This is a genomic window from Micromonospora sp. NPDC051006 (assembly GCF_044456245.1).
GTDB lineage: Bacteria > Actinomycetota > Actinomycetes > Mycobacteriales > Micromonosporaceae > Micromonospora.
This window is the reverse complement of sequence record NZ_JBITFP010000005.1, coordinates 118,402-138,692: the sequence shown is the minus strand read 5'-3', so window position 1 is coordinate 138,692 and position 20,291 is coordinate 118,402. Positions and strand designations below refer to the sequence as shown.

The 20,291-nt window shown below is 66.4% G+C and carries 13 protein-coding genes; 2 read left to right on the top strand and 11 right to left on the bottom strand.

Annotation, left to right across the window (positions count from 1 at the left end; all coding sequences use genetic code 11):
* Window positions 1–13 precede the first annotated feature (13 nt).
* The 7 genes from ACIBBA_RS11365 to ACIBBA_RS11335 all read right to left on the bottom strand — a co-directional run bounded on the left by ACIBBA_RS11365 (window position 14) and on the right by ACIBBA_RS11335 (window position 14,049).
* Window positions 14–496: a hypothetical protein gene (locus tag ACIBBA_RS11365; RefSeq protein ID WP_396696134.1), complete on the bottom strand. Its 483-nt coding sequence runs from the start codon at window positions 494–496 to the stop codon at window positions 14–16.
* A gap of 185 nt (window positions 497–681) precedes the next feature.
* Complete coding sequence (locus ACIBBA_RS11360) at window positions 682–1,227, bottom strand: hypothetical protein (protein WP_396696132.1); 546 nt, start codon at window positions 1,225–1,227, stop codon at window positions 682–684.
* A gap of 159 nt (window positions 1,228–1,386) precedes the next feature.
* Window positions 1,387–2,016, bottom strand: coding sequence for a hypothetical protein (locus tag ACIBBA_RS11355; RefSeq protein ID WP_396696130.1), 630 nt, complete (start codon window positions 2,014–2,016; stop codon window positions 1,387–1,389).
* A complete protein-coding gene (locus ACIBBA_RS11350) occupies window positions 2,013–11,135 on the bottom strand; it encodes a DNRLRE domain-containing protein (RefSeq protein ID WP_396696128.1) in 9,123 nt (3,040 codons plus the stop codon). The genes ACIBBA_RS11355 and ACIBBA_RS11350 overlap by 4 nt, the downstream gene beginning before the upstream one ends.
* A 169-nt stretch (window positions 11,136–11,304) precedes the next feature.
* Window positions 11,305–11,967, bottom strand: coding sequence for a L,D-transpeptidase (locus ACIBBA_RS11345; RefSeq protein WP_396696126.1), 663 nt, complete (start codon window positions 11,965–11,967; stop codon window positions 11,305–11,307).
* A gap of 678 nt (window positions 11,968–12,645) precedes the next feature.
* A complete protein-coding gene (locus tag ACIBBA_RS11340; RefSeq protein WP_396696124.1) occupies window positions 12,646–13,356 on the bottom strand; it encodes an HAD family hydrolase in 711 nt (236 codons plus the stop codon).
* A 114-nt stretch (window positions 13,357–13,470) separates the two neighbouring features.
* Window positions 13,471–14,049, bottom strand: coding sequence for a TetR/AcrR family transcriptional regulator (locus ACIBBA_RS11335; RefSeq protein ID WP_396696122.1), 579 nt, complete (start codon window positions 14,047–14,049; stop codon window positions 13,471–13,473).
* Window positions 14,050–14,208: 159 nt separating this feature from the next.
* On the opposite strand from ACIBBA_RS11335, the gene ACIBBA_RS11330 reads away from it, so the two are divergent.
* Window positions 14,209–14,721, top strand: a complete 513-nt coding sequence (locus tag ACIBBA_RS11330) for a GNAT family N-acetyltransferase (protein WP_396696120.1) — start codon at window positions 14,209–14,211, stop codon at window positions 14,719–14,721.
* A 21-nt stretch (window positions 14,722–14,742) separates the two neighbouring features.
* On the opposite strand, the gene ACIBBA_RS11325 is transcribed toward ACIBBA_RS11330, so the two are convergent.
* Window positions 14,743–16,014 carry an IS701 family transposase gene (locus ACIBBA_RS11325; protein ID WP_396696497.1) on the bottom strand — a complete coding sequence of 424 codons (1,272 nt, stop codon included), beginning with the start codon at window positions 16,012–16,014 and terminating at the stop codon, window positions 14,743–14,745.
* Window positions 16,015–16,167: 153 nt separating this feature from the next.
* Window positions 16,168–16,584 (bottom strand): nuclear transport factor 2 family protein, encoded by a 417-nt coding sequence (locus ACIBBA_RS11320; protein ID WP_396696495.1) that lies wholly within the window; start codon window positions 16,582–16,584, stop codon window positions 16,168–16,170.
* A gap of 84 nt (window positions 16,585–16,668) precedes the next feature.
* Here ACIBBA_RS11320 and ACIBBA_RS11315 point away from each other — a divergent pair, with 84 nt between their 5' ends.
* Window positions 16,669–17,256: a TetR/AcrR family transcriptional regulator gene (locus ACIBBA_RS11315; RefSeq protein WP_396696118.1), complete on the top strand. Its 588-nt coding sequence runs from the start codon at window positions 16,669–16,671 to the stop codon at window positions 17,254–17,256.
* Between the two features lie 193 nt (window positions 17,257–17,449).
* On the opposite strand, the gene aroA is transcribed toward ACIBBA_RS11315, so the two are convergent.
* Window positions 17,450–18,730, bottom strand: coding sequence for a 3-phosphoshikimate 1-carboxyvinyltransferase (gene aroA / locus ACIBBA_RS11310; RefSeq protein ID WP_396696116.1), 1,281 nt, complete (start codon window positions 18,728–18,730; stop codon window positions 17,450–17,452).
* 115 nt (window positions 18,731–18,845) lie between these two features.
* A complete protein-coding gene (locus ACIBBA_RS11305) occupies window positions 18,846–20,219 on the bottom strand; it encodes a serine hydrolase domain-containing protein (RefSeq protein WP_396696114.1) in 1,374 nt (457 codons plus the stop codon).
* Window positions 20,220–20,291: the final 72 nt, after the last annotated feature.

The following is a 20,291-nucleotide window of genomic DNA, read 5'->3' as shown; positions in this document are numbered from 1 at the left end:
CTCGCGGTGCGCGTTACTCCTCGACCAGGAATATCTCAAGTACGACCGGTTCGGCCCACACGGCGTAGGCAAAGGCAGGTCGCTCGATGTCCTCTCCAGTGCTGTCGTCGATGAGGGTCGTGCGGGTGCGCGGTCCGTAGCGAACTTCGTACCTCAGGCCCTCTACCTCGACCGTTCCGCATCGTCCATCTATGCCCGAGTCACGCTCATGGTCGAGCACCGACACAGACCAGCCTTCCTTTTCAGCTTTGTGGCACCACAGGTCCAAGGCTCGTTCAAAATCCTCAGGTCTGGCATGGACGCCGCCAGTTCTTCCGATTATGTCAATCAGATCGACTCTTTTATCCATTACCCTCCCCTGGCCCACCCGGGCGGACTCCATGACTGCCACCAACTCTACTTTCTCGGGGAATTCCTTCACACCGCCAGAGTCCGTCGTGTTCAACGTCCGGACCTTGGAGAGAATCTCACATCGCTCTGACGTCGCGTCCCGCACGCATCGCTCGCGGCCACAATCAGACCCGGCCGACAACTCCTGTTGCCGCAGTGTCCCGTCGTTATGGCAAAAGGACGTGCCGCCGAGGTGACAAGTCACCCCGGCGGCCACGCTGGACCCTATGCTGCCCGAGCCGGTCTATCGAACTACGGCCGCGTCGGATCCGAGTCCACGTTGGTCACTTGCTACGCGGTACCACCAACTCTGGACTCATATTCCACCCAGCGGTCATCGTCGGCTTCGAGGGTGCCGTCATCATCCACGTAGAAGACACCGGTCTGATAGAGCTCAAGGAACCCATCAACCATCTCTTCGACCGAACGGAAGGAAATCTCCGTCTCGCCGCCGGACATGACGGTGAAGACACCCACTTCGTGCAGCGACTCGTCGAAGACCGCAGCGTAGAAGTCACCACCGCCGGAACCCAGCAACGGCACCCAGTGATCGCCCAACGCCGCCTCGTCGTCGATGTAGTCAGACATGATCGACTTAGCTTCGGCGATCGAGAGCGGCCAGTAACCCGGCATGACCGATGCGTCATCCTGAGTCTGCCCGGGCGTGTCAGCGACTCCGTTGCTCCAGTTGAACCACTGAGCCACCATGTCCGGGATCGGCTCCCCGAGAGCGGACTTCACGTCTTCCAGGCCGGGGCCCGGGATACGTGCGACAACCACCGGTCGACCGATCGTAGCCAGGTGACCCCAGAGTGCTTCAAGAGACTGCTGCAGCACAAGCCACCTCCCTTTCACCGAGGATCCGGCTCACCACACCCCTATTGATTCCCTTCTGCTGGGCAATGGCTGCCACGCAGTTGGGGTTAGCCCGCTGCGCGGCTAACACGGTGCCCACCCCACTGGCGGCGGGGTGGGCACCGGACAATGCGGATTTAGTTAGCGACCGGCTTCCTCATCCGAATAGCCGTTGGCGATTACCTCGGCGTAGGACCGGGCGAACGCCTCGCTGCGAAGAAGAAGGAGCTCAGGATCGAAACCCGGAACCTCCCGCGCCAATCTCGCCTCACTCAAATCCGACCGTCGGATCTCGCTCTCCAGGCGCAGGAACTCGGCAGCGTCCTCGTCCTCAGAAGAAGACTCGGCCGCCATCTCTTCAGAGGCCTCCGCAAGTTCCTCGGCATGTTCGAAGGCGCGCCTCAACCGTTCCAGGTCCTCTGGTGCCGCCAAGGAGTCAAAAACCTCCGTTGCCAGCACAAGATGGTCGACGATCTCCGTTTCGAAAGGCGGGCCGTCCGGATCGCTAGCCTCCAGAACGCGCTCGACCAGTTCTCTTACAGGTCGAACTTCTTCGGTGGACACTCCGGAACCGGTGATCGCCTCACGGTGGACCCGAGAGCCGAAGGCCAGCACCTGTGACAGCGCCTCCCGATGTTGTTCGAACCAGGGCGAAAACTTCGGATCCTGATCGAAGCCGAAGTATCGGACGAGGACCAGGGCGACAGCACTCTGTCGACCTGCAGGGCCAAGCAGAGACGCCTGGCGCATGTCCTCCTCCAGATCTGTCACTTGAACGTCCTTTCGCCCTTGTAGTTGAACATCCGACCGAGGTACTTGAGCCTGCCCAGGAACTTCGGGCCCGTCAGAGACATCCCCCGGTCACGTATTGAGTTCTCACAGGGAGGACAGACGTTGCGGTTGGCACCGCCCCCGAGGAATGTCCAGCCCTGCTTGTCCATGTAGCTCAGAGCCGTCATCTCAGCATGCCCCTTGCCATTGGCAAACACATCGCCAGCATCGGCGTCCAGCTGGTTCTTGATCGCCTTGGGCACGTACTTACGGTTCGAGGCGACAATGGTGCGGATGTCACCCGCCTGGTCGCGAGCGAGAATCACCGCCGTCGTGTCGTTCTCGTAGGCCCATCCGCCCTTCTCCTTCGAGGGATCCTTCAGCCCCTCGTGGAGCTGCTTCGCCCGGTCACCGGCGAGCTCATCATAGTCAGGGCATTCGTTGTGGACCAGGACGGTCTGGCCACCGGCGAGGACGTAGTAGTTGTGGTCCGCATCGACGGTGAGGTTGTAGACACGTGCAGAGCGCTTCTCGTGCTCGACAGCGGTGATCTGCACCCAGACGCCGGAGGACGCCCGCAGCCACATGCCCGGCTTGAGCGTGTCCGCGGTGACCCAACGCCCGGAGTCCGGCAACCAGTAGTGGTGACCGGCCGTTGACGTGACCTTGCCGGTAGCTTGGCCATCACGGCCGTCGGTGTCGAGCGTCAGAGTGACGAGCTTCTTGTCACCCTCGTGGTTGCGGGTGTTCGTGACCTCACGGTTCCGGGTGGCACCCGACTCGACATCCGTGGCCTTGATCCAGTCGCCCTCCTGCAGGTCCTCGATGGCCGTGGTCGAGCCGTCTGCCATCAGCACCCTCGTACCGGGTACGAAGCTGTTGACCTTGCAGCTCGGACCCGACGGTGTCGTGTCCTTCGGTTTGGGCGCGCCGGTCGAGGGCGCTCCCTTGGCACCAGTAGTGACGGCCTCGGCGCCGTTCTTGACGTCCTTGGCGGTGTCGATGCCCTCGGCGATCCTCGTGCCGGTCTTGGCCAGCTTCGCCGCGGCCACCGCGTTACCCGCCAGCGGGATCGCGGACGCCATCGACAGAGCGGCGTCGACGTAGTTGCCCTCGGCCGCGTACCAGATGCCGTTGGCGACGTCGGCGACCTCACCGACGACCGGCACCATGCCGACCACGTCCAGGGCGGCGTGACCGATGTCCGACCACGACATCCCGAACAGGTGCCCGTCCAACTCCACGAAGCTGATCGGGTTACCGCCGGCGAAGGAGTACCGGTTGCCCGTGAACGGGTCCATCGCCAGACCCATGTCCGCCATGGCGCCGCCATAGGTGTCCCGCGTCAGGAACCGGTTCAGACCCGGGTCGTAGTTGCGGAAACCCATGTCGTACGTACCGGAGCCCGAGTCCCACCGGGAGGCGTTGAACCGGAACGCGTTGTACGGCTCCTCACCCTCCGGCGTCGCACCCGGCTTGTCCACACCGGTGAACTGCGACTCGTCGTCCTTGCCGTACGCCGTGTAGCCGTACGTCGCGCGGGTGTTGCCGTCATCCTTGGTGATACCGACGACGTCACCGCGGGGCCGGTAGATGAACTGCGAGTACTCCCGGCTGCCGTCGTCCTTGTGCTTGATCTGGGTCAACTGCTGACCCCACGGCGCGTACTGGTACGACTTCTCCGCCTTGCCGGCGACCTCCTCGCGCAGCACCTGGCTGTCCATCCCCAGGTACGTGAACAGGGTGGTCTTGTCGCCCTTCGTCTGCGACACCGTCCGGTCGAACGGGTCGTACACGTAGGTGGTCGACTTGGCGTTCGCACCGATGCCCGCAGTGGTCTTCACCGTGCGGTCGAAACCGTCGTAGTAGTGCTTCTGCGTCCGCTGACCACCGATCGACACGGTGTCGAGGCGACCCAGCGGGTCGTAGTTGTACGTCTGCGTCACGCCACCGGTGGTGGTGGAGTGCAGCCGGTTCCGGTCGTACTTGCTGGTGCTCGTCGTGCCGGCGACCGTCTGCGAGACCGTGTTGCCGTTGGCGTCGTAGACGTACGTCTCCGTCGACGTGCTGTCTCCGGTCTTGTCGAGCTTCGCGATCCGGTCCTGCGGGTCGTAGCTGAAGACGTACGTGTTGTCGATGTGGTCCGACGCGTTGTCGGCGTTCATCAACTTGAGCACGTCCCGGGACGGGTGCCCGTTGGCCTGGTACTCCAGCGTGTGCTCCGCGACGGTCGCCCCACCGGAGGTCTTCTCCAGTTGGTGCTTGGTGGCGCCGTCGAGGTAGTACTCGAAGTCCACGGTGTTGCCGTTGGGCTTGGTCTGCTTGAGCATCTGCCCGCGGGCCGTGTACGTGAACGTCGAGATCTGCTGGTTGCCCGCCGTCGGCGAGTCGGCGTTGGTCACCTTGGCGACCATGTCCCGACCGTCGTACTCGATCTTCGACCAGGTGAGGTCGTGGGTCGAGGTGAGCGGGTTGCCGTTGTCGTCGTAGGTGAGCGCCGTGGTGTTCTTCGGCGTCGTGTCGGTGGCCCCGACGAACTCCTTGACCGACGAGATCTGGTTCAGCTGGTCGTACGCGACGTCGTACCGGTTGATCTTCGCGCCCGGGCTGAGGTCCTTGACCTCGACCAGCATCCCGTTCGGGTTGTACCGGTAGGTGAACTCCTTCTTTTCGTTGTCCACGTCACCGGCGTTGTCCCGCACCAGCTTGACCGCGTCGGCGAGCACCTTGCCCGTCGCCTGGTCGGTGACGGTGATCTTCTGGACGCCGTCCTCGGTGAACGGGTAGCTGCCCAGGCTGATCCAGCTGCCGGTGTTCTGGGTCTGGTTCACCGTCTTGACGACGTTGCCGCCGCTGTGGGTGATGGTGAACTTCGCGTCCGTCGCGGCACCGCTGACCTGCGGGTGCCGGACGAACACCTCGTAGCTGCCGTCCCGCGGGATGGTCAGCTGCCAGTTGAACTGCGCCGACCCGCTGCCCGCGGGCGCGGTGGCCACGTCGTAGCCGTAGTTGCCGGTCGCGGCGCCGCTGGTCCAGGTGCCCTGGGTGGCCGTGTTCTGGGAGTCCGAGTTGTCGACGAGGACAACGTCCTTGCCGACCGGTAGGCCGTCCTCCGACCGCCCCTTCTCATTGCCGGACGGGTAGAAGTCCCAGGTCATCGTCCGGGTGGTCGACCCACCGGCCGAGCTCAGCGTGTTCTTGGTCTGCTGGCCCAGGTCGTTGTAGTCGTACGAGTTGACGATGTCCCACGGGTCCTTGGACGTCTTCGTCCACCCGTTGTCGTAGTAGGTGTACTCGGTCTCGTTGCGGACGCTCTGCCCGTCCGACGGCGGCGCGCTGACCTTCGCCAGGTTGCCGATCTCGTCGTAGGTGTAGAAGGTCTTGTCCGGCGTGTTGTAGCGGCTGTCGTCCTTGTCGTAGGACGACCACTCCTCCTTCTTGCGGTTGAGCGCGTCGTAGAGGGTCACCACGGCGAAGTCGTCGGCGTCGTCGGCGGTGTCCACGCCGCGCGGCGTGATCGCCTTCGTCTGGTTGCCGACCTGGTCGTACTCGTACTTGGTCGTCCGGTAGACGTTGTTGCCGGAGGCGTCCTTCTTGTGCGGCACCTTCGACTCGACCAGCGCGCCGCGGGCGTCGTACTGCGCCAGCGACTCGTTGCCCTCCGCGTCGGTGGTCCCGAGCGTCAGGCCGTCCTTGTCGTACCGGGCGGTGGTGAACTTGCCGAGCGCGTCGGTGGTCTTGACGACCCGGTGGTTCCAGTCGTACTCGTACTTGGTCGTGAAGTCGGCCGCCGCGCTGGCGGTCTTCTTCGCGTCGTACAGGACCGTGACATTGCCGACGTTGTCGTACTCCGAGGCCACCTTCTGACCGAGGCCGTTGACGACCTCGATCGGCTGGTAGATCGCGTCGTACTTGGTCGTCGTCGTGTAGTCGCCGACCGTGGAGGTCAGGTTGCCCTGCGGCTCCGTGACGGTCAGGACGTTGCCGACCTTGTCGTACGTCGTGGTGGTCTTGCGCTCCGGGTCGGTGGCCACGTCCTTCGGCGCGTACGACTCGGTGACCTGGTCGGCCCGGTCGTAGACCGACGTCGACTCCGCCCCGTTGGTCGCGTACGCCGTGGTGATGTTGTCGTTGGCGTCGTACACCGGGGCCTTGGTCGTGATGAAGCGGTTGTTCGCCGCGTCCATCGGCTCGACCTTGGTCTTCGGCCGACCGAACGTGTCGTACGCCTGGGTGACCTTGGCGTTCTTGCCGTTCTTGACCTCGAGGGTGTTGCCCCGGTCGTCGTAGGTGAAGTACGAGAAGCCCGGGCCCGGGTCCTCGATCTTCGTCGGGTAACCGCTGGCGTGGAAGGGACCGTACTTGGTGGTGTTGCCGTTGGCGTCCTTGGCGGTGAGGAGCTGACCCCACTCGTCGTAGGTGTTCGTGCTCGTGTAGTCGCCGGCGGTCGCCGTGGTGTTGCCCACCGGGTCGGTGACCGTCTCGACGTCACCCTCGGCGGTGTACGTGAAGGTCCACTTGCGGCCTTCCGAGCTGGTCTTGCTGATCACCTCGGCCACGTAGCCGTTGAGCTGGCGCTGGTAGGCCAGCGCCGTTCCCGGCCAACCGTTCTTGACCGCCTCGGCGTCCCTCATCGAGGTCGGGTAACCGGTCTTGGGGTCGTACGCCCAGGTCGCGACCGCGCCGTTGGCTTCCTCGATCCGGACCACGTTGTGGTCGTCGTCCCAGCCGAACTTCGTGGTCTCATTCTTGGCGTTGGTGGTCTGGTAGGTCCGCCCGTAGCCGTCCATCTGGTAGGCGGTGGCGTGGTTCTCCGCGTCGGTGACCGTGGTGTTGATGTTGTTGCCCTGCGGGCCGTCCGGGTCGACGTAGGCGAACTGGGTCAGGTAGCCGAGCCGGTCGGTGTACGACTTGGTGGTCCAGTGCCACTTCGGGTCGTCGCCGGCCTGCGGGTAGTTGTAGACCAGGTTGGTCGAGTAGTTGGCGCCGCTGGCACTGGCCCGCGGGTCCGTGATCTTGACCAGCTTGACGTTCTTGTTGCCCTGGGTCATGTCGTAGGCGAACTTGAACGTCTTCGGCGCGCCGTCGGTCGAGCCGGCACCGTCGATCAGCTCACCGAGCAGACCCTTGTCGGTGTACGCGAAGGTCAGCTTCCGCCCGGAGATGTCGGTGATCTCCGAGATGTGGTCGATGATCTTCGGGTTGGTCAGGCCGGTCCCGGTCTTGCGGGTCCAGGTGACATCATCGATGTAGTCGAAGGTCTGACCCTTCGCGAAGTACTCGATGGTCAGGGTCTTACGGTTGGTCGCGTCGAGGATGTACTTGAGGAACTTCGTCGGCTTGTTGTTGGACTTGCGCTCCTCGTACACGAAGCGCATCTCGTTCTGGTTGTTGTCCACGATGCTGGACAGGAAGCCCTCGCAGTCGTAGAAGAACTGCGTCCGGTCCGGCCGGGTCAGCACCCACGCCTTCGGCTCCTGCGTGTTGGGCTTGCAGTCCACGCTGCTGTACTTCTGCAGGTAGAGGTGCACACCCTTCGGGCTCTTCCACTCGTTCGCCGCCGCGTCCCAGGTGAACCAGTGGCTCGTACCGTCACCGTCGGTCAGCGTGACCTTGGTCGGGTTCGGGTTCGGGTGGAAGTCCAGCGGCGTGCCCAGGCGCATCAACGACGACGCCTGCAACGACCAGCCGAAGCCGGTGACCGAGTCACTCGTGTCCAGCGAGTTGTAGGCCAGCCGCACAAACGTCGACAGCCCGCGGGACGGGTTGTTGATCGCGTTGTACGACCACACCGTGTTGCCGGAGTACAGGTTGTTCATCAGCGAGCCACCGGCGCCGGTGTTCTTCCCCGCGTAGGAGTAGAACTTCTCCAGACCCAGCTGGTCGGAGGTCGGCTCCTCCACCGCCACGTTCTGCGGCAGCGGCTGGATCGCCGGAGTGGTCTCCGACAGCTTCTTGCCGGTGAGCTTGTTGCGCAGATCCCACTGCAGCACGTAGTCGGTGCGCTTGTTCCCGTCCGTCGACGACGGCGGGGTCTTCACCTGCGCGGCCACGTCGACCGTGCCGCCGGCCGGGACGCTCTTCGGCAGCGCCGTCTTCAACTCGAAGGTGGCGTCCGCGCCGTCGGTGATCCCGTCGGGCCGCTTCCAGTCGTAGGCCAGCTCCCAGTCGGTCGGGTTCCACGCCGCCAGGGTCGGGTTCGACAGGGTCATCGGCACCGTGTACGTGGCGTTCGGCGTCGTCAACGCCGGCGTCGAAGCCGCGTAGTAGGTCGACTCGGCGTTCTGCTCGAGGTAGGTGACCTCCAGCGTCGGGCGCAGCAGCGGCTCCTGCGCCTCGGACGACAGCAGCATCGCCCGCGCGGTCTGGTTGACCTCGTCGCGCTGGCGCAGCAGCAGGCCGTTGTTGCTGGTCGGGGTGGTCACCCAGCCCTTCACCGCGGCGGTGATGTCCCAGCTCGCCCACTCCGGGTCGTTGGTGAACCCGGTGGTGCCGGCCTTCCAGGTGGTGTCGTAGTCGCCACCCGCCGTGGTCCACGCGTTGACACCGTCGTAGGTGTTCCAGGTCGCCTTCGTCTCGGTGAACGCCCGCTTGAGCTTGTAGACGTCGACGTACTCGTCGGTGTCCGTGCCCGGGAACAGCGACGTGTTGTACAGCCGCAGGTCGGCGTCGACGACCTGGGCGTCGGTCGGGATCCCGGTCAGCGTCGGGAACTTCACCAGACCGTGGGTGTCGCCGTAGTAGGGCGAGTTGTTGCCCGGGCTGACGTACGGGTCACCGTCGTAGACGTCCACGTTCTCCGTCGGCCGGCTCTGCGCCAGCGTGGTGTCCGTGGTGCCCGTACGGTAGATCCGGGTGATCTGACCCGCCTTCGGCAGGATCGCCGACTGGGTCGGACCCGCGATCAGCCGCCCGTCCTTGGTCTTGACCGCGACCATGTAGTAATAAAACTTCCGCGCCAACGGGTCGGTGTTGTCCGCCGGCGTGGGGACCGCGGTGGTGTCCTGGTAGGTGCGGGTGGCGCTGGAGACCGGCGCGACCAGCGTGGCCGCCGACGGCGTGTACTCCTGGAAGATGCTGCGGTGCACCTGGTACTCGGCGATGTCGGTGCCCGGGTAGGCCGGCCAGTCCAGTACCGCACCGGTCGAGGTGATCGTGGTCGGCGGGTTCACCGCGATGCCCGGGGTGCCCCAGGTGACCACCAGCTTCGGCAGGTTGTAGTCCCGCCGCGCGTTGTTGTAGGCGAACTCCGACGCCTCGAAGATCGGGCCGCCGCGGCCCTTCTTCGCCTCGTCGACCGCCTTGACCATGAAGCCGTAGTTCGGCTGGGACTTGTTGACCCACTCCTGCACGGCATTGCGGACCGGGAACGAGCTCCAGACGTTGGAGACCGCGGCCTTCTTGGTGGTCACGCCCCAGCGGGTGAAGCGGACCGCGTCCGCGATCACCGACTTGCCGAGCACGTCGCCGAGGACGACCTTGCCGGTGGTGCCGGCGACGAACGGGTGCACGCCGAGGGTCTTCCACTCACCGAGACCGCTGCCGGTCTGGTCGACGTTGTAGGTCTTGGACCCGCCGTTGTAGTAGACCGTGTAAGGGGCGTTGGTCGGCCGGTCCGCCTCAGAGACGTAGTGGACCTCGACCTGGTAGTCACCCGACTCGGTGATGGTCGGCACCCAGGTGTGGGTGTTCCCGGCGGTGGTGTCGCTGTTGTAGCGGTAGTCACCGTTGATCGCCAGCGGCGTCAGATCGGCGTTGGCCGAGTACGGCCAGGTGCCGCTGATCGACGTGCCGGAGTCGCCGTCGTCCTTGGTGACCATGTTGCCGGCCGGCTGTGCGGCCATGTTGGCGTTCATGTTCGACCAGTTCGCGGTGCTCTCCGTCCACGGCTGGGTGACCCGCCGGGCCTCCATCGCCACGTCGAAGCCCCACGCGTGGTGGGTCTGCGAGTAGTACATGTCGAGCCGCGCGTCGTCGATCGGCGTGTTCGCCGGGACCGAGCTGACGTCGAACTTGACCAGGGACCGCCACGACTGGGAGGCGTCCGTGCCCACCTTCAGTTGGTAGGTGTCGTTGTAGTTCGTGGTGGTGGCGCCGGAGTAGATCGCGACGTCCTGCGCGTCGGTCGGCACCGGCTGGACCTTGATGGTCGGGTCGACCACCACCGGGTACACCCGCGCCGAGTCCGCCAGCCAACCCGCGTCGGGGGTGACGGTGACCGTCGTGGTGGCGCCGGACTGCGTCACCTTCTGGGTGACCTTGTCGCTCCACACCTTGCCGTGCGGCGAGGCCTTGTCGTCCTTGTCGTCGAACATGAACGGCGCGGGCATCTCGAAGTACGTCCGGCCGCCGTCGCGGCCGACGAACGCGATCGAGCCGTCCTCGCGCTGCTGCGCGACCAGCCCCGCGCTGTCGAGCGTGAACGTGTAGGACACCGGCGCGGCCGGGGCCCTACGCAGGACGATCTTCTCCTTGAGCGCGGTGCTGGTCACGTCGTAGACCACGTCCGCGCCACCGGCCACGCCGGCGTAGGTCACCGTCGAGCCGGACACCTTCGGAGTGACCGCCTGCGGCGCGCCCGCCAGCCCCAGCTCGATGCTGCGGCCGTCCTGCTCGAACCGGGCCAGCTCATCCGAGCTGTCCCCGAAGAGGCTGGTGAAGGCGTTCGTCCGGTTGCCCTGGACGTAGCCCTTGTCGTTGGTCGGCCGGACGGTGGTGTCGATGGGCTGGTAGCGGCCCTTCGAGTCCTTGTAGTGCACCGGCACCGCGGAGATCTCCGCCTGCGTGCGCCCGTCGGACAGCTGGTAGGTCTTGCCGTTCGCCGTGCGCTTGCCGGTCAACTCCTTGACCCGCTTCTGCGCCGGCCACGCCTTGCCCGCCGGCGTGTTCTCCTGCACCGACAGCCCGGCGCTGATGACCTCCGGCCTGGGCCGGTCTGGTCCGTCGCCGACCAACCCGCGGGCGGCGCCCCCGAGCCGGTCGAGCAGGCCCTTTCCGTCGTCGTCGGCGCTCGCGGCGCCCTCCGGTCTCTGTTCGGACAGGACCTGCGTCCCGCCCATGGTGGCCGCCAGGGTCACCACCAGGGCCGCGATCAGCGGTCCCCTTAGCTTTCTTCTCACCCGTTACCCTCCGGTCAAGGGCCAATACGTCGGGTAGAAGCTAGGGAGAGGACATACACCGACAGCTATCGTCCGGCTATCGTCCGGCTATCTCGCGGCGGTATCGGCGGCCGGGCACGACGAAGGGCCGCCCCGACGCGCGGGACGGCCCTGTCGGGGACGGGTGGTGTCAGTAGCGGCCGAGGTTCTGCACCGGGCACATCACGATCCGCGGCGAGCGGGCCGGGTCGAGCCAGGTGAGCACCTTGAGCAGGTTGGCATGGGAGAGGCTGACGCAGCCGGCGGTCGCGTTGCCGCTGGCGGTGCTGAACTCGTGCAGGAAGATGCCGCTGCCGGCGCCCGGCACCGGCTTCGCCACGTTCGGCGGCATGTTGTACGTGATCACGGCGAAGTGGGTGTACGCCGGGACCTCCTGCCAGAGCGCCTCGCTGTAGCCGCCCGGGTTGGTGGTGCTGTGCTGGAAGGTGTTGTAGAGCGGCGAATTGACGTTCTCGTTCCACCAGTCGTTCGCCACCAACCGGTGGTACGGGAACCGCACGCCCGGGTCAGCGGCGATGCCGTACATGGTCGGGCCGAACGAGTAGACGCCGGTCGGCGTGGTGGCCACACCCTCGACGTGGTTGTCGCTGAACCCCTTGGAGCCGATGCGCGCCGGCAGCGGCGCCGAGACCGCTGTCCAGTGCCCGCCCACCTTCGCGAACGTCTCCAGCGTCGCGTACGTCGTGCTGTAGCCGTTGCCGGTGACGATGACGACCTGGTTGGTCGCATCGGGCAGCGTGGTCAGCGCGGAGGCCCGGTTCGGCGGCGGGATCGGCCGCCCCCGCCCGCTCACGGCCGACCCGCCCGCGTCGCCACCGCAGCGATATGTCTGCGTTCCATTCGAAGGATGATGACAGGCCGCAGCCGCTTCCGGGGCCCCGGAAATAGTGAGGAACGTCGGTTGCCCACGCGGAGAGTCGGCGTAACGGAAATGACGAGCCGGACGCCACCAGGATCAGTCGGCGCCGAAACGGAAACAGATAACGGGTCAGGACCGGGTCCGCAACTCCCCGGTCCTGACCCCCACCGTCCGGGCGTGGTAGCGGACATCGTCGTATTGAACGTGCGGGCGTGGCACGCCGCCCACTCCGGGCTCAACACGACGAGCCGGCCCGCCTGCACTCAGCTCCACGGTGCCCAACGACCGGACTTCGGCGCGCTCCCGTCTCACCCCGAAGAGGCGCGAGCGCCGGCTCAGGTTAGGCGCGTTTCTCCAGGCTGGACAAGGAGCCGCGGAGTCGGAGAAGGGTGATTGATATCAACGTGGAAAAGCGGCATGTCGGCGTAACACGACGGTTCTCGTGAACGCTGTTTCTGGTCGAGACGACCTCGCCGTGGGGTGTGCCGCGTCCGGTGTGCCGCTGGTCGGCGTCGGCGTGCCAGCGCGCCGGCGGCGAGCGCGCGGAGCGGCGCCACCCGGCTCAGCAACCGTACGCCCGTCGCGGCGGCGACGCCGGGTGAGCGGCGCTGCTCAGAAATGCCGGAGCAGGTCGGGAAAGGCGGCCAGGCGGAGCACGCCCCGGTCGGTCGGGTCCAGGTCGTCATGCTCCAGCACCCAGGTGTTCTCGTTCGGGATGAACACCGCGTTCATCCCGGCCGCTCGGGCGGGGCGGATGTCCGAGCGCGGGGAGTTGCCGATCATCCAGGCGCGGGCGGGGTCGAAGTCGTGCTCGCGGACGAGCCACCGGTAGGTGTCGACGTCCTTCTCCCGGACGATGTGCGCGGCCCGGAAGTGGTGCAGCAGCCCGGACGCGTCGAGCTTGCGCTGCTGCTCCTCCCGCTCGCCCTTGGTCAGCAGCAGCAGCTCGTGCCGGCCGGCCAGCTCGTCCAGCGCCTCGGCCACCCCGGGCATCAGCTCGACCTTGTGCTCCACCAGCGCCACCGCGAGCCGGTCGATCTCCCGGCGCTCGGCGTCGGTGGCCGGCCGCTCGCGCAGCCGCTCCAGGCACTCCCCCAGGCTGCGCAGGAAGACCTTGCTGCCGTAACCGTGCGCCACCGCGTTGGCCCGCTCGATGTCGTCGAGGATGGCTCGGGTCTCGGCCCGGTCGAGGGTGGGGTGATCGAGCCAGGCGAGGAAGTCGTCGATCACGCGCTCGAACACGACGTTGTTCTCCCAGAGCGTGTCGTCCGCGTCGAAGACCAACACCTGCCCGCGCCGCACTGCCATCCCGCCGACCGTCATGCCGCCGCCTCCTCACGCTCATCCGAACGGTCCGGGACTCTAGGGCACCGGACGCGGTGTGCGCAGTGACTTTCCGCTCCGGCCCAGCGGCGCGTCGCGCCCGCCCGTCGCTTGTCAGGGCCAGCGCAGCAGCCGGTCCGCGATCATCGCCTCCCGCTCCTCCTGCGCCTCGGGGCGCAGCCGGCCACCCCGGGTGAGCATGACCACCCCGTGCAGCAGGCTCCAGCCCACCTCGGCGAGGGTGTCCGGGTCACGCCCCGCGGCCAGCGGGGCGAGCGCCGCACGCAGCTCGGCGAAGACCGCCCGGGGCGCCGCCGGCACGCCGTCGACGCCGAGGGCCAGGTCGGGCGTCAGCACGAGCATCGCGTCGTAGACCTCCGGGTTCGCGTACGCGAAGTCGAGGTACGCGCTCACCACCGCCGGCCAGGCGCCCTCCGGCCCGCCGGTCGCCTCGGCGTGGGCCTCGGCCAGGTCGGCGGCGATGTCGGCGAAGGCGCACACCGCGACGGCGGCGACCAGCGCCTCCAGATCGGCGAAGTGCCGGTAGAGATCACCGATGTCGATCTCGGCCCGATCGGCCAACCGCCGGATGCTCACCCCCGCCCAGCCTTCCGCCTCGGCGAACTCGCGGGCAGCCGTGACGATGCGGTCACGCAGATCTCGTTCGGCGGCCCCTTCTTCAGGTCCGGACACGCCACGAGCCTAGTGGCGCACACGGCCCGTGGTCGCTCCATGACGGATTGGCGACTACGGCCGATCCGGGTCATCTCCGGCACCGGCCGACCCGACGCCGGGTGCGCCGGACGCGAAAAGTAGCTTGTGGCAGCCGCGGCGCCCTGCTTGGCTGCCGCCGTGACCGAACTGCACACACCGCGACTCACCTTGCACGCGATCGACACCGCAGAGGGCGAACGCATAGTCGCGCGTCAGGCCGGAGCGGGTGACCTCTGGGCGGCCGACTTCCCCTTCGACGGTGACGTCATCGGCGTCACGGCGTTCCTGAGGACCGCCGCGGCCCATGGGAACCCAAGGCCATTCGGGCACTATCGGATCACTCGCAAGGCCGACGGGAAGGCCATCGGCGGCATCGGCTTCAAGGGCCAGCCGCACGACGGATGCGTCGAGATCGGCTACGGCCTGGCAGCGTCGGCTCGTGGACAGGGCTACGCGGCAGAGGCGGTCACCGTGCTGCTGACCGTCGCGGCCGAGCACGGAGTGTCCCGGGTCGTTGCCGACACCGACAGAGACAACGTCGCCTCCCAACGCACCCTTGAACGCGCGGGTTTCCGGCAATCGGGTGCCGACGGCGACCTGTGCCGCTACGAGGTGCTTCTCGACAACTCCTCGCAATCGAGCCAGCCCTAGTACGGCAGCCGCCGTTCGAGATCATGGCTGAAGTTCAAGGTTGAGGCGACGGGCGTAGTGGGCTCGTTTGGCTCGGGCTTGGTGCTGTCGTCGCGATCCTGACCAGTGCAAACAATGTATGAGGTCATGGCTGGATTTGATGATGAAAACGTTGATGAGGCGGCGGAGCTCGTTGACCGTCAACGCGATCATGGCCTGCTCGGCGGGGTCGTTTGCGGGGTCGTGGCTGTCGGCGGCGCCGATCGCCAGGACTGCGAGGGCGGCCATGGCGAGGGTGGTGAAGCGATGCCAGGAGTTCCAGCGCCGAACTTGGTGTTGGTCGAGACCGACCTGGCCCTTCGCGGCCTGAAAGCTTTCCTCGACCGTCCAGCGGATCCCGGCGACGCGCACCAGCACGGCCAGGCTGACCGGCCGTGGGCTCCAGCAGCGGTAGAACGCCAGCTCACCGGTGGTGTTGTTCCGGCGGATCAGCAGGCTGTGCCGGCCACCGACGTCCGGGTCGGTGTCCGTGGTGACTTCGTCGAGCCAGGCCCAGTCGTAAAATCTTGGGCCCTTGGACCCGGCGCCTGCTGACCGGCTTTGCCAAGCCGTCGCGGGCAGGTTGGTGGCGATGTGGTCGGCGCGGCGGCGGGTCTTACCGGCGTCGAGCGGGACCGGGTGGTCGCACGAGACAGCCAGGACATAGCCGAGTCCGAGCTTGCGGAGCCGGCTGCGGAAGGTACTGCTGTTGCCGTAGGCCTCGTCCGCGGCGGCCCATCGTGCCGGCACGGCCGCCTCGACGGCTGCGGTGATCATGTCCGCGGCCAGTTCCCAGCGTTTCGCGAACCCGATCTGCTCAGGGACACCAGCGGCTTGCATCCGGTCCGGATCATTGGTCCAGGATGCGGGCAGGTAGAGGCGCCGATCGATTAAAGTGTGCCCGCGTTGGCCAGCGTAGGTCATGAACACGGCGACCTGGGCGTTCTCGATCCGCCCGGCGGTGCCGGTGTATTGGCGTTGCACCCCGACCGTGTGGGTGCCTTTCTTCAAGTCCCCGGTCTCATCCGGGACCAACACGCCTTCCGGATCGCCGAGACGTCCGACGATCAAGGTCCGTAAGTCGTCGCGGACGGCGTCGGCGTCCCACACCGCCCGATACAGCAGTTGTTGCATCGCATCCGGGCGGGCATGTCCGGCCTGTTCAGCGAGCTGCCAGCAGGTCTTAACCTCAAGATCGGCCAGCATGCCGTTCACGAATCCGGCCGCCGCACGTCGCGGCTCAACACGCCCGAAACGGCCTGCAAACGCGCTCAGTACCTGATCCAAAACCTGCTGCCAACCGGCAACGTCTACGCTGTGGCCGGCGGCCACCGCAAGACTCGAATGTTTGTCCACAACATACAGACGATCACGCGGTGGCCGCCCTGCGTCCACCTAATCGGACAAGATCCCGAACGAGGGCTGTCGTTAAACGTTGCCGATGCCTGCCAGGGCTTCGGCCAGCACCAGGGGGTTGAGGTAGTCGCGGTACGAGACGACCAAGCCGTCCCTGATCCGCAAAACGGCAACAATCGTCTGGTGCAAGGGTGCGCCTGTGGGGATCACGGTGCCGTGAGCCTCATACTCGACGATCACCACCTCCGAGTCAGTGGTCTCGTGGATCACCGTGTTGCGGTACTCGTCGAACTTGACGAGGCCGTTAGCTCGAGCGGTCAGAAACTCGCGGATCTGGTCGCGGCCCTCCACACGGTCCGGCATGCCTGCTGGTAGGTACGGCCACTCGATATAGCCGTCCGCTGCGAACAGGTTGACGAACGTTTCAGTGTTCTGCTCGCGGCTCGCGCGCAGGATTTGCTCGACGACTTCGCGTGACGTGGCAGTCATGGCCACCCCCATTCGTTCAACGCCTGTTGACCGAACGAGCGTAGAGCTTCGAGTGCAGCCGGTCAACAGCCGTAGAATGAACCCGTGACTGAATCGAGCGCCCGCCCTACCAGAGCGCAGCAGCGCCTCCAAAGTGAGGAGCGCATCCTTTCGGCGGCCCGCCAGATCTTCGCCGAACTCGGCTACGACCGAGCCACGATTCGGGCCGTGGCGTCGGCTGCCGGTGTTGACGCCGCCCTGGTCATGCACTATTTCGGCAGCAAGGACCTGCTTTTCGCCCGGGCCGTCGAGGTGCCCGCCGACGAGTTGCCCGGCGGCACCTCAGGTGAGGTGGCCGAGGCACTCCTCACGTCGCTGGGCCGGCGCCTGACCGGCGAGCCGGCGGCCTCCCTGGCGGTGCTGCGATCGATGCTCACGAACGCCGACGCCGCCGACCGTTACCGGACGGCCGGAGAGCCTCAGCTCAACCAGCTCACCGAGGCGATATCGACGCCCGACGCCGACCTACGCGCGAGCCTACTCAGCGCGATCATCCACGGCGTGATAGCCGAGCGATACCTGCTGCGCCTCACGCACCTTGCGAACGCCTCACCCGAGCAGATCATCGACCTACTGCGCCCGTGCTTCCAAAGCCTGACCACACCACCGCCGACATCGGTGAAGCCCTTGTAAATGAGCGTGACATATGCCGCTCCGATGAACGCCTCAGCCCAGATCCCGAACGGCGGCTGCCGTACTAGGACTGGGCCGACCCGTCACCGACGCTCGCACATCGGCTACTTGTTTCATTGACCTGCGACCGTGGCCCATGTGCGCATGCCGGCCGAGCCGGCACTTCTCAACGCCGCGTCGCGCGCTCAATCGGTCATCTCAGGCGGGCAAGGTCGCGGAAGAATCCCGGGTAGGTCTTCGCCACGCATCCGGGGTCGGCGATCTCGATGCCGGGTGTACGGAGACCCACGAGCGACAAGCTCATCGCCATGCGGTGATCCTCGTAGGTGGCGAATCTCGTCGGAGTCGGCGTGCCCGGGCAGACGGTGAATCCGTCGTCGTGCTCGGTGGCGTCGATACCAGCTCGTCGCAGTTCGGTGACGGTCGCGCCGATACGGTCGGTTTCCTTGCCGCGGATGAACCCGATACCGCGAATTCGGGTAGGGGCGTCGGCGAAAACGGCGACTGCGGCCAGCGTCTGCGCGGTGTCGGAGATGTCGGTCATGTCAACGTCGATGCCCCGCAATGCTCCAGTGCCGATGACGGTGAGCTGGTTGGGGGCGCGTTCCACCCGTGCTCCCATGCGCTCCAGCACGTCGGCGAAGGCCACGTCTCCCTGCAGGCTTGTGGCGCCCAGCCCTTCGACAGTGATCCGGCCGCCGGTGATCGCGGCCGCAGCCAGGAAGTACGAGGCCGCGCTCGCGTCCGGCTCGATGGCGAAGTCCGTCGGGCGGTAGCTGCCGCCGGGGGGCACACTCAGGCCGTCGGCATCCACCCCGAACGCCGCCATGACGGCAAGGGTCATCTTCAGGTACGGCACGGAGACCAGCGGGGAGGTCAACTCCACGTCCAGGCCGTCACGCATCAGTGGCCCGGCCATGAGTAGGCCAGACAGGAACTGACTGGACAGGTGCCCGGGCAGCTGCACGTGCCCGCCGCGTATGGGCCCGGCCACCGCGACGGGTAGAAATCCGGGCCGTTCCAGTTCTTCGACCGTGGCTCCAAGGTGACGCAGCGCTTCGATTACCGGTCCGAACGGCCGCGCTCTGAGTTGCGGGGTCCCATCAACGACGGTGCGGTGTGGGCTCAGGGCTGCGGCCGGCAGGATGAACCGTGAGGTGGTCCCGGACCGCCGTGCGTCGACCGTCGACGCTCCGGCCGATGTGCGGGGGTCGACTCCGGTCACCGTGACAGTGCTACTCGCCTCGTCCGCCACCACCACGGCGCCCCGTGCTGTGACGGCATCGAGCATGGCGCGTGTGTCATCAGCGAACAGCGTGCCGGTCAGTGTGCTCCGGCCAGGGGCCAGGCTGGCACACAGCAAAGCCCGGTTGGTGATGCTCTTCGAGCCCGGAGGCCGCACCGATGTATCCGGCGGTGTCGGCAACGGGGACACGGTCAGGACATCGGGAAGATCTTCGGCGATGGCAGCCACAGCGACAGTCTCTCGCAAACTCGATCACAGCCGCCCACCAGGGGACCGCAATGGCCTCACATTCATCGGCAATAGCGCATTCCGCAGGGTGCATTCAAGTAAGGCCTGGCGGCAGTCACGATTCTGGTTGCTTGGTTGATGGTGTCGCGGTTTGCGTGACTCCTTCCTGTCGCAGTTCCAGGACGTGAGGCTGGTCGTTGGTCGGTAGGAACCGGACTTCCAGATCGAGTCCTGGGTGCAGGTAGCGACCGTCCGGTTCTGCCAGTAGTACAACCGGTTGCTGGGCAGCGGCGGAGAAGGTCAGTCGGCTGTTGGTGATCGCGATGTCGATCGGGTAGTCGTCGTGCAGCACGTAGCGGCCCGTCACGTCACCAAGCGGCGCGGCTGTGGTGCTGGTGGCGTACCGACGGTCCGCGGCGGCGCGGATGCTGGCCAGCAGCTCCCATCCATCCTCGGAGTTGGTCATCGCAGCGACCGCGGTGCCACTGTCGGGCCACACGTAGGAGAAGCAGGTATAGCCGACGTTCAGCCCGGTGTGGCCAAAACGCCGGTGCCCGGCGCGGTCGTCGACCTGGGTGCCGAGCCCGTAGCTGCCGCCCGGAATCTGCGGTGTCCACATCTCGGTGGCCAGGTCGCGGTCGAGCAGCTTCGAGTCTCCCGAGGCCGCCCGGGCGATCTCGAGGTCGAGCCGGAGCAGGTCGGCCGGGGTGCTCCACAGTCCAGCCGCGGCCGTCTCCGGTTGCGCTCGCCAACCGCCGGGGATCCCGGTGCCGCCACCGTGATGACCACGAGCCACCAGATGCGCTCGCCGGTGTGGAAACCGCTGGTCAAAGCTGCTGTCGGCCATGGCCATCGGTTCCAGCACCAGAGTTCGCATGAGGTCCTCGAACGGGGTTCCGGTCGCGTCCGCCATCAGCTGCTGGAGCACGGCGTAGTGGCTGCCCGAGTACCGGAAACGGCTGCCCGGCAACAGGGTCGACCGAACCGGTGGAGTAGTCGTCGAGCCGCTGCCTTCGAGGACCTGCAACAGCGACGGGGCGCGATCCGCGGCATAGCCGCGATACCAGGTGTCGGACAAGCCCGCCGTGTGCGCCAGCAATTGGCGCAACGTAACTCCCGGTCGCCGACCCTCGCGGTCGAGTAGCTGCCACGAGGTGAGGTACTCGCCGATGTCGGTGTCCAGGTCCAGGACACCGTCCTGGACCAGTAGCAGTGCGCCGAACGCGGCAACGTGCTTACTGATCGAACAGGCCGCAAACGCGGTGCCGGCGGTCACCGGCGTCGACGTCTCGCCACCCGTGACGCCATACCCCGCCGCCCACACCCGCCCGCTCACGTGCCCGACGGCGATGCTGACCCCCGGCACCTGATAGACGTTCATCAGATCCGACAACGCCGCCGTGTCCGGCGAGAGCCGCTCGGAAGACACATTACGGTCAAGTTGACCCAGCAATCGGACCCAGTCCTGCGAGAAGTCCACGTCTTTCATGGCACCGATTCTCGACCACACGTCCCCGTAGCTTGGAGCACGACCATGCCCACCGGCCACGTCGGCGCGGCG